Raw genomic sequence first — 9,439 nt, forward strand, 5'->3', positions numbered from 1 at the left:
CACGGGACCGCGGTGGTGACACACGGTTCCCGCGTCGAATCCCCTTATGAAGAGAGTAGCTGAAGTTATGGAAGACGTTTTCAATGCCACCCAGGAAGTAGTCATCCTCGGATCCGGACCCGCCGGACTCACGGCCGCCATCTACGCGGCGAGGGCGAATCTGAGCCCCGTGATCGTGGAGGGCAAGGACCCCGGCGGCCAGTTGATGATCACCACGGACGTCGAGAATTTCCCGGGCTTCCGCAGCGGCGTTATGGGCCCGTCCCTGATGGAGGAGATGCGCGAGCAGGCGAGGAATGTTGGCGCCCGGTTCGTCTCCGGCCACGTTGACAAGGTGGATTTCTCCTCGCGGCCGTTCAGCCTGCATATCGCGGACAGATCGATTCGGTCCCGAACGGTGATCATAGCGACTGGCGCGTCCGCGCGGTGGCTGGGCCTGCCGGAAGAGGCGCCCGCACCCAGGGGCCTGTACGGCCTCGGACTCAGCGCCTGCGCCACGTGCGACGGGTTCTTCTTCCGCGGCAAAGACGTCATCGTGGTGGGTGGAGGCGACACCGCCCTCGAAGAAGCCACCTTCCTCACACGCATGGTGAATAAGGTTTATGTGGTCCACCGACGCGATGCGCTTCGGGCCAGCAAGGCGATGCAGACGCGCGCCTTCAACGATCCTAAGATTGAGTTCGTCTGGAACAAAGCCATCACGGCGGTGCACGACCCCGCCGCGGGCAAAGTGACCGGCGTGACGCTGAAGGACACCGTTACGGGCGAGACGAGCGAAATGCCGATCGATGGGGTCTTCGTGGCGATCGGGCATTCGCCAAACACCTCGCTTTTCGAGGGGATTCTGGACCGCGATGCGAACGGATACCTCATCGCCGCGGGAACCCGCACCAACGTGCCGGGTGTCTTCGCCGCCGGCGATGTGGCCGACTCCGTGTACCGCCAGGCCATCACAGCCGCGGGAATGGGATGTATGGCCGCCATCGATGCGGAACGCTACCTTGCGGCGCTTGAAGCGGCCTAGCGCCGCCACCCAGCACCATCGTCAGACTTCGTGCAAGGCCTCAACACCTCGTTGAGGCCTTTCCGTTTGCGCGGCAGCCCGCCTGGCGGGCAATCGTCCTGCCGGCCGCTCGCTTCCGCTTCAGCATGAATGGGTCTGGCGGACAGGCTCTTTCCCCCTTTTCCCTGATAGTGGCAAATCGCCGTCTCCGGTAGAGTTTATATAGCGCCCGAGCATCTCAGTCGACGCGCTCTTTCTCTACTGGGAGGAGATGAGCATGCCACGTCAATATGGGTATTTGAATTCAAAATCGCATCTTGCCACGCTGGCCCTGGCCGGCTTACTGTGGGCTGTGCCCGCCGGAGCCGCAAGGCTGGACAAGATCGACAGTCTGGTTTCGCGGAATGCCGCCCAGGGCCCCGGGGAGCAGCGCTGTATCCTGCAGTTCGACACGGCGCCAACCGGCCCCCAGGCTACCCTCTACGAGCGGATGGGCGTCAGATTGGGCGCGAGCCTCGCCGGCGGAAAGCAGCGCGTCGTATCCCTCACGCCGGACGCTCTTGCGACGATCACGGACGATCCCAGGGTGATGCGCGTCAGCGCCGACACTCCGGTAACGGCCACGCTGGTCAATGCCACGCAGACCATTGCGGGACCAACGGCGGCGTGGAAGGGCTCGTTGAAGAAAACCCTCGGATACGAAGGCAAAGGCGTTAACATAGCCGTCATAGACTCGGGCATCGCCCAGGTCCACGGGCTGAAAGAACGCATCATCCAGAGCGTTGAGATATCGAACGCAATGGCCTCGGTTTCGCCCGGCAGGTTTTCGACCGATGAATACGGTCACGGCACGCACGTCGCCGGCATCATCGCCGGGACTGCGCGGCCGGATCAGGGCGCGGAGGTCACCGGGGTAGCGCCGGGCGCCGGGCTGATTTCCGTCAAGGTGCTCGACGCCGCCGGCGGCGGCTTTACCAGTGACGTGATCGCCGCGCTCGACTGGTGTACGGCGAACCAGGCCAAACTCAAGATCAGCGTCATTAATCTGTCCATCAGCCACATCCCGGCGGAATCGTATACAACGGACCCACTCTGCGAGGCCGTTGAGCGGGCATATAACAGCGGCATAACGGTGGTGTGCTCGGCGGCCAACTGGGGCTCACTGGGATACGGAACGATCGGGGTTCCGGGCAACGACCCCTACGTCATCACCGTTGGATCATCGAACGATGCGGACACCCCCGATCGCTCGGACGACTGGGTGGATACATACTCTTCCCGCGGCCCGACCGTGTTTGACCACATCCTGAAACCAGACCTCGTTGCGCCGGGCAACCGCATCACTTCCTGGGCGGCTCCCGACAGCACGCTGTACAACACGCCCGGCGTCGTCCACAGCGGCACCGCCGCGCCCAACGGATTCCAGCCGTTCATGGCGCTCAGCGGCACCAGCATGGCCGCGCCGATGGTGTCCGGCGTCGCGGCACTGATGATCGAGCAGGATGAGACCCTTTCCCCTGACCAGATCAAAGCGCGCCTGATGGTTTCGGCCGAGAAGCGCCGCGAAGACGTGTTCACGCGTGGCTCAGGTTACCTCGATGCCGCCGCCGCTCTCTCCACCGTCGCCGATACGGCGCCGTTTGTGGCCGACTCTCCGACCGTGGTTCAGAATCAGGACGGAACGTGCTCCTTCTATGACACCATCACCGGCGACCGCGTCGTATGGGGCGATCGAGTGGTCTGGGGGGATCGGGTTGTGTGGGGCGACCGGGTCGTTTGGGGCGACAGCGTCGTGTGGGGGGACAGGGTCGTTTGGGGCGACAGCGTCATGTGGGGTGACAGGGTCGTTTGGGGCGACAGCGTCATCTGGGGTGATCGGGTGGTCTGGGGTGATCGGGTGGTCTGGGGCGACCTGGTTGTCTGGGGCGACCGGGTTGTCTGGGGCGACCGGGTTGTATGGGGTGATATGCCGGCGGCGCCACTGGCGTAATCGCCTGATCCCGAGCGGAGAAAGCAGGGCCCGGTCTCGTGGGAGACCGGGCCCTGTCCGTTGTTCGACACGCACCGTTGGTACGGCACGCGCTACCTAGCGGCCTTCGCCGCCTGGCTCATCTTCAACCGGTTCGCACGCTTTCACGGCCAGCCTGCGTGCGTGTTCACGCACATCGACGGGCCATGTCTGGCTCCATTCGTCGAAACGTTCCATGTTCCCCGCGAACAGTGCCCTGGTTGCCTCCTCGAACCCATGCAAATTGCCGGCCACGGCGGACATGAAACGGAACGCCGATTCCTGCGCGCGGCGAACGCGGTCCTTTCCGGCATTGGCGCGCCGGGCGTGCTCGACGAGTTTGCGAAGGGCGACCGAGGCTCCGCCAGGCTGGTCGTTAAGCCACTCCCAATGACGCGGCAGAAGCGTCACTTCATGGCCCACAACCCCCAGCCTGGGGCGACCCGGGCCGCGCTGCGCGCCGGGTTCTTCCGGAGCCGGAGGAGCTGCGGCGGCGATGAGGGCCGCTCGATGCTCAAGTTTGCGGAGAACGTCCTCCGCGCTTCCGCTGTAGTCAATATCGATCTGTTCGCTGGTAACGTCGTCGAAGATCAGCACGGGGGCGATCTCACCGCGGTCGATGACTTCCTTGCCCTTCAGGGCGACTTCGGCCAACTCGCCCGAGCCGATGCGCCGAAACCCTTCGAAGGCCGTGCACTGTGTCTGCATCCCGTTATCCATATCCTGCTTCCTTTCCGGTGGTTGTTCACCGTTATTATACCACGGTACAATGGTTTTGTCTATATTACCAAGGTATAAGTAGACAGGACGTGAAAACGGGAGCGAATAGCGGCGGAAGGACGCACTACCGCCGCCCATCGGGACGGCATTCCGGTGCGTGCAGGCAATTCGCCCGCGTTGCGCCTGGAGGAGTACCGGTTCGGAGCTAACTCTTCGGCAGAAGGAGGCCGGGGTCCTTTTTGCGCCAGTCCTTGCGGACTTTGACATACAGGTCGAGGTAGACCGGTGACTGTGCCATTTCTTCGATCTCGTGGCGGGCGGCCGAGCCGATGGTCTTCAGCATCGATGCGCCCCTGCCGATCACGATGCCCTTCTGGCTGTCGCGTTCGACATAGATAGTGGCCGCGACGTAGAGGTGCCCGTCTTCGCGTTCCTTATAGTCCTCAACCACGACGGCAACGGAGTGCGGCACTTCCTCGCGCGTGAAGTGGAGGACCTGTTCGCGGATGAGTTCCGAAGCGATATCGCGCGCGTTGGTCTGGGTGACCTCTTCTTCTTCGTAGAACGGAGGGTTTTCCGGAATCGCGGCGAGAAGAAGGTCCATCAAGGTATCCAGACCGCCGCCCGTGACGGCCGATATCTCGATCGACTCGTCCCAGGGGGCCAGGACGAGGTAGGGGAGCGCGGCGTCCCGGGCCGTATCGGACGCGAGGAGATCGCGCTTGTTCAGGCCGAGGATGAGCGGGCACTTCGCCTGCTTGATGGCATCCACGACGATGCGGTCCTGATCGTTCGGCTCGCTGCTGAGGTCCATCAGGCAGAGAACGACGTCCGCATCCTTGAGGGATTCCCGCGCGGCACGGACCATGTGCTCGCCCAGAGCGTGGGCGGGTTGGTGGATGCCGGGGGTATCGACGAAGACGATCTGCGCGGTATCCGTGGTCAAGATGCCCAGCTGGTTGACGCGCGTCGTCTGCGGCTTGGGCGAAGTGATGGCGATTTTCTGACCGACGAGTCGATTGATGAGTGTGGATTTGCCTACGTTCGGTCTGCCCACCACGGCCACGAAACCCGCCCGATATGCCTGTCCTGCCGATGCCATAGTCGCCCCTTCTCGCGCCCCGTTTGAAACCACGTGGGCTGATGCCTGTAACATACCATCATAGCCGTTACTGAAGACCCGGAGGGGAGATGCCAGACGAGAAGACGAACAGCAAGCCGAAGCGATTGCCATCGGTCAACACCCTGATGATGGCGATGTCCAGCAGCCTGATTGCGTTCGGGGGGCATTCGCTGGCGGTTGAGATGGCGCAGAAAACCCTGGCCGTAGCGCGGGAGGAATGGCAGGCGGAAGGCACGCTGCCGACGCTTGACGAACTTGCCCGGCGCAGTAACGCACTCCTGACCAGGGAGATCATCCGCCCTCCGCTTCAGCCCGCTATCAACGCCACGGGCATCATTCTGCACACCGGACTCGGCAGAGCGGTTATTGCACCGGAGGCCACCCCGGTTGCGCTCCACGGGGGGCACTGTGTGCTGGAAGTTGATCTGGAGACCGGCGAACGCGGATCCCGGCAGGAGCACGTCGCTCCACTCCTGTGCGCCATCACAGGTGCGGAGGCGGCGCTGGCGGTGAACAACGACGCGGGAGCCGTGCTGCTGGCGCTGGCGGCCATCGGCCGCGGCCGCGACGTGATCGTCAGCCGCGGCGAGCTCGTGGAGATAGGGGGAGGATTCCGCATCCCGGAGATTCTGGCGGAGTCCGGCGCAACGATGGTTGAAGTGGGCACGACCAACAAGACCCGGCTCCGCGACTACGAACGCGCCATCACACCCAATACCGCGGCGCTCCTCAAAGTCCACCCGAGCAATTTCCGCGTCGTGGGATTCACGGAGACGACCGGCATCCGCGAGTTGTCCGAGTTGGCGGGCAAGCACGGGCTGCCGCTGCTGGACGACCTCGGCACAGGAGCCCTGCTGGATCTCGGTTTCGGTGAACCAACCGTCCAGGAACGGCTGGCGCAGGGCTCGGATCTCGTGATGTTCAGCGGAGACAAACTCCTGGGAGGGCCGCAGGCCGGGATAGCGGTCGGCCGCAGGGACCTGATCGACAAGATGGCCGTGCATCCCCTGGCCCGGGCTTTGCGCTGTGACAAGCTTACGCTTTCGTGCCTCCAACGAACCCTGGTCCTCTACCGGCGGGGCGGAGCCCAGAAGAGCATCCCGACCCTGATAGAACTAGCGACGCCGCCGGATGAGCTCAAGGCGTCGGCAGAACGGCTCGCCGATATGCTTTCCGACATTGACAGCCTTCACGCGGAGGTTGTTGAGAGCGACTGCCGCGTTGGCTCCGGCGCGCTTCCGGACTACCCGATTCCATCGTTCGCCGTCTCGATTGACGTTGCCGGGATGGGCCCGAACGCACTCGCAAAGGCGCTTCGCCTCAACGAGACACCTATCTTCGCCCACATCGCCAACGATACGGTGCTTCTGGAGGTCCGGACGATGTATCGATTCGGTGATCCAGCACACTACACTACGATACTCCGTGCGCTCAAGCGCATCGTGGGTGAAATGAAGGAAGGGAAGAAGTGAACCTCAATCTGGAAGGCAAAGCCGCGCTGGTGGCGGCGTCATCGAAGGGACTGGGCTATGGCTGCGCCCGTGCGCTGGCGCTGGAAGGCGCGATGGTGTGCCTTAACGGACGCGACGCAGAGGCCCTAGAGGGGGCCGCCGCCAGGCTTCGGGCCGAGACCGGCGCCACAATCGTGACGGCGCCGGGCGACCTTGGCAAGGCCGAAGACGTTGAACGCGTGGTCGAAACCGCGGTTCGCGATCTCGGCGGCCTGAACGTTCTCGTCACAAACGTCGGCGGACCGCCTGCCGGCGATTTCGATGCGTTTGACGACGCCGCGTGGGCGGCCGGGGTGGAAGCGACGCTGATGCCTGTTGTACGCCTTATCCGGGCCGCGTTGCCGTACCTGAAAGCGGATGGGGGCGCGATCGTCAATATACAAAGCACGTCGGTTAAACAGCCAATTCCCGGACTGCTGCTGTCCAACGCGCTCCGCCCGGCAGTCGTAGGTCTCGCGAAGACGATGTCGGTTCAACTGGCTAAAGAGGGGATCCGGATCAACACCGTTGCACCGGGCTCATTCGACACCGACCGCATCAAGTCACTGGTCACCCGCCGCGCGAAGGACGCGGGGCGCAGCTATGACGAACAACTGGCGCTGTTGAACGAATCGTGCCCGATGGGACGGCTGGGCGACCCGAAGGAACTCGGCGCGCTGGTAGCGTTCCTGGCGTCCGACGCGGCGAGTTACATTACAGGGCAAACCATATTCTGCGACGGCGGCGTGACATCGTTCAGCCTCTAGGCGTTCCTTGTTCCGGGTTTCGAGTTCCGGGTTCCGAGCCCGAACCAGAAACCCGAAGCTAGGAACCCGAAACCCGGACCTCGGAACTAGAGACTAGGAACTCGGGACCAGGAACTCCTCTAGCGCGGCGTTGAAGGCCTCCGGGTTTTCCAGCGGCGGGACGTGCCCGGAGCGGGGGATCTCCACGTAGCGGCCGTGCGGGGTCAAATGAGCCAGCGCTTCCTCGACAAGGCGGGGCGCAAGCTCGTCGTATTCGCCGGCGATGACGACGAACGGCGCCGTGAGCGAGCGGATAGCGGCCATATTGTCGCGCCGGTCACGCATGGCCTCAATGCAGGCGATCACGACCTCCGGGTCCTGTTGCTCGACCATCGCCTCGACCTCGGACATCAGCGCCCTGGGCGGGTCGTGCAGCATCCGCTCCACAAGTGGGGCGGTACCGTGCGTAACCCCATAGCGTCTCACCGCGTCGATCATAGTATCCCGGCCGGCTCGGCCTTCGGCGGATTCGGCGCCGGCGCGCGTATCGCACATGACGAGGCCGGCGAGGCGGTCGGGATGGGAGCGTACGAACTCGGCGGCGATGTAGCCGCCCATCGAAAGGCCAATGACGACGGCCGGTTCGCCCGGGGCGGCGCGTTCCAGAGCTTCCAGCGCAGCATGCGCCATCGCCGCCATCGAAGGTCCGTCTCCCACGAGATCGGCCACGTTGGGGGCAATTACCGGCCTCATCGGCCTAAAGTGGTCTGTCGTGTAGCGCCACATGCGGGCATCCATGGGGAAGCCGTGCAGGAGCAGGAGCGGGGTATCTGAAGGTACAGGCATCTTGTCATCTCCCTCCGAACGTGTGATGGGATGGATTGTAGCGACATCCGCAGTGAACTTCCACCCGTCGCCGGTGGTTAGTCTGAGGAATATGAAAGTCTACCTGCAACGAAAACGCGTCTTCTCGTGCGCCCACCGCTACTGGAATCCCAACCACGAAGCGTCGTGGAACGCCGCGTATTTTGGTCGGCTGGCCGAGATTCATGGGCACAACTACACGGTCACAGCGACTATCGCCGGCGAAGTCGATCCCGTCTCCGGCATCGTTATCAACCTGGTCGATGTGAAGGGTTGGCTCGCGGCTGCCGTTTCGCCGTTCGAGAACCGATGCGTCGATGCGGCGGCCGACATTATGGATGGCCGGCAGGCGAGCGGGGAGAATATCGCGCGCATCCTGTGGGAGCGGCTGCAGACCAGCGCCAGGGGGACGCCAGCGAGACTTGATTCCGTACGATTGGCGGAATCGGACGAGTTGTGGAGTGAGTACAGAGGGGAGGGAGACTTGGTCTACGTAACGAAGGTATACGATTTCAGCGCGGCCCACCGGCTGCACGCGGAAGACCTCTCAGATGAAGACAACGCACGCGTCTTCGGCAAATGCAATCGAGCGGGGGGCCATGGCCACAACTACATCATCGAGATAACGGTTAAGGGAGCCGTTGATCGGGAGACGGGGTTCGCCTACTGCCTGGACCGCCTGGATGCCATCGTTGACGAGCGCGTTATTCAACCTATGGACCACCGCAATCTGAACACCGACGTACCGCAGTTCGCGCACCTGAATCCGACTTCCGAGAATCTGGCTGTCGTGATCTGGACGGCTCTACACCCGGAGGTCGGTCCCGCGCTGCACAAGGTGCGCGTGGAGGAGACTCCGCGGAACGCCTTCGAATACCTCGGCGAGTAGCCGCCCGGCCGGGGGGGCCGCCCGGCGTGGTATAATCGTCTCAGGAGGCCGGAAATGGCGATTGTATTGACACGAAGCGCAGACGGCTCACTCACGCTGCCCGCGGAGTTGTTGGACGGACCTCAGAACGCAAAATACGCGATAAGGTCAGAAGGCGGCACGTTGGTTCTGACGCCGCTGGAGGAACTTGAAGAATCGCCAAGAGATGCGCCGGCGCTCGATGCGGAATGGGACGCCTGGTTCCAACGGTTTACCGAACTGAGTGAACGCATAGGCGCAGTGTGGCCGGAAGGCCTGAGTGCCGTCGATGCTGTGAACGCAATCAGGCGATGAACCTGTGTATCGACGCAAACGTTTTCGTCGCAGCGAGCAGACCGGGCGAGCTGCATCACGTTGAGAGTACCCGATTCCTTCATTACGTTCGTTCGGCCGCGGCCGTTGTCACGTGTCCAACACTAGAACGTATCTCAAAAATGATACACTCGTAGGAGCAGTACATTTTTGAGGGTGTGAATGGATTTGACGAAAGAGCAACGGTTGGTGATAGCGCCGCTGCTGCCGAAAACGGAAAAGCGGGAAGACGGAAAGGGCCGCCC

At 63.0% G+C, this 9,439-nt stretch carries 9 protein-coding genes; 6 read left to right on the forward strand and 3 right to left on the reverse strand.

Annotated elements, in window-relative coordinates; genetic code table 11:
• Nucleotides 1–46: 46 nt before the first annotated feature.
• Together trxB and VGM51_01115 are read left to right on the forward strand one after the other, a co-directional pair.
• Nucleotides 47–1,024: a thioredoxin-disulfide reductase gene (gene trxB / locus VGM51_01110; protein HEY3411634.1), complete on the forward strand. Its 978-nt coding sequence runs from the start codon at nt 47–49 to the stop codon at nt 1,022–1,024.
• A gap of 256 nt (nt 1,025–1,280) precedes the next feature.
• A complete protein-coding gene (locus VGM51_01115) occupies nt 1,281–2,993 on the forward strand; it encodes a S8 family peptidase (protein ID HEY3411635.1) in 1,713 nt (570 codons plus the stop codon).
• 96 nt (nt 2,994–3,089) lie between these two features.
• Here VGM51_01115 and VGM51_01120 read toward each other — a convergent pair whose 3' ends face one another.
• Nucleotides 3,090–3,731: a DUF2239 family protein gene (locus VGM51_01120; protein HEY3411636.1), complete on the reverse strand. Its 642-nt coding sequence runs from the start codon at nt 3,729–3,731 to the stop codon at nt 3,090–3,092.
• 205 nt (nt 3,732–3,936) lie between these two features.
• Complete coding sequence (gene era, locus VGM51_01125; protein HEY3411637.1) at nt 3,937–4,833, reverse strand: GTPase Era; 897 nt, start codon at nt 4,831–4,833, stop codon at nt 3,937–3,939.
• A gap of 89 nt (nt 4,834–4,922) precedes the next feature.
• Between era and selA the strand changes: the two genes are divergently transcribed.
• Nucleotides 4,923–6,326 (forward strand): L-seryl-tRNA(Sec) selenium transferase, encoded by a 1,404-nt coding sequence (gene selA / locus VGM51_01130; protein ID HEY3411638.1) that lies wholly within the window; start codon nt 4,923–4,925, stop codon nt 6,324–6,326.
• Nucleotides 6,323–7,111, forward strand: coding sequence for an SDR family oxidoreductase (locus tag VGM51_01135; protein HEY3411639.1), 789 nt, complete (start codon nt 6,323–6,325; stop codon nt 7,109–7,111). The genes selA and VGM51_01135 overlap by 4 nt, the downstream gene beginning before the upstream one ends.
• A 93-nt stretch (nt 7,112–7,204) precedes the next feature.
• Here VGM51_01135 and VGM51_01140 read toward each other — a convergent pair whose 3' ends face one another.
• On the reverse strand, nt 7,205–7,936 hold the full coding sequence (locus VGM51_01140) for an alpha/beta hydrolase (protein ID HEY3411640.1): 732 nt from the start codon (nt 7,934–7,936) through the stop codon (nt 7,205–7,207).
• 25 nt (nt 7,937–7,961) lie between these two features.
• On the opposite strand from VGM51_01140, the gene VGM51_01145 reads away from it, so the two are divergent.
• On the forward strand, nt 7,962–8,843 hold the full coding sequence (locus tag VGM51_01145) for a 6-carboxytetrahydropterin synthase (GenBank protein ID HEY3411641.1): 882 nt from the start codon (nt 7,962–7,964) through the stop codon (nt 8,841–8,843).
• A 54-nt stretch (nt 8,844–8,897) separates the two neighbouring features.
• The gene (locus VGM51_01150) at nt 8,898–9,176 is read left to right on the forward strand and encodes a hypothetical protein (protein HEY3411642.1); all 279 of its coding nucleotides are present in this window, start codon (nt 8,898–8,900) and stop codon (nt 9,174–9,176) included.
• Nucleotides 9,177–9,439 lie beyond the last annotated feature (263 nt).

The organism is Armatimonadota bacterium (assembly GCA_036504095.1).
GTDB lineage: Bacteria > Armatimonadota > DTGP01 > JAKQQT01 > JAKQQT01 > DASXUL01.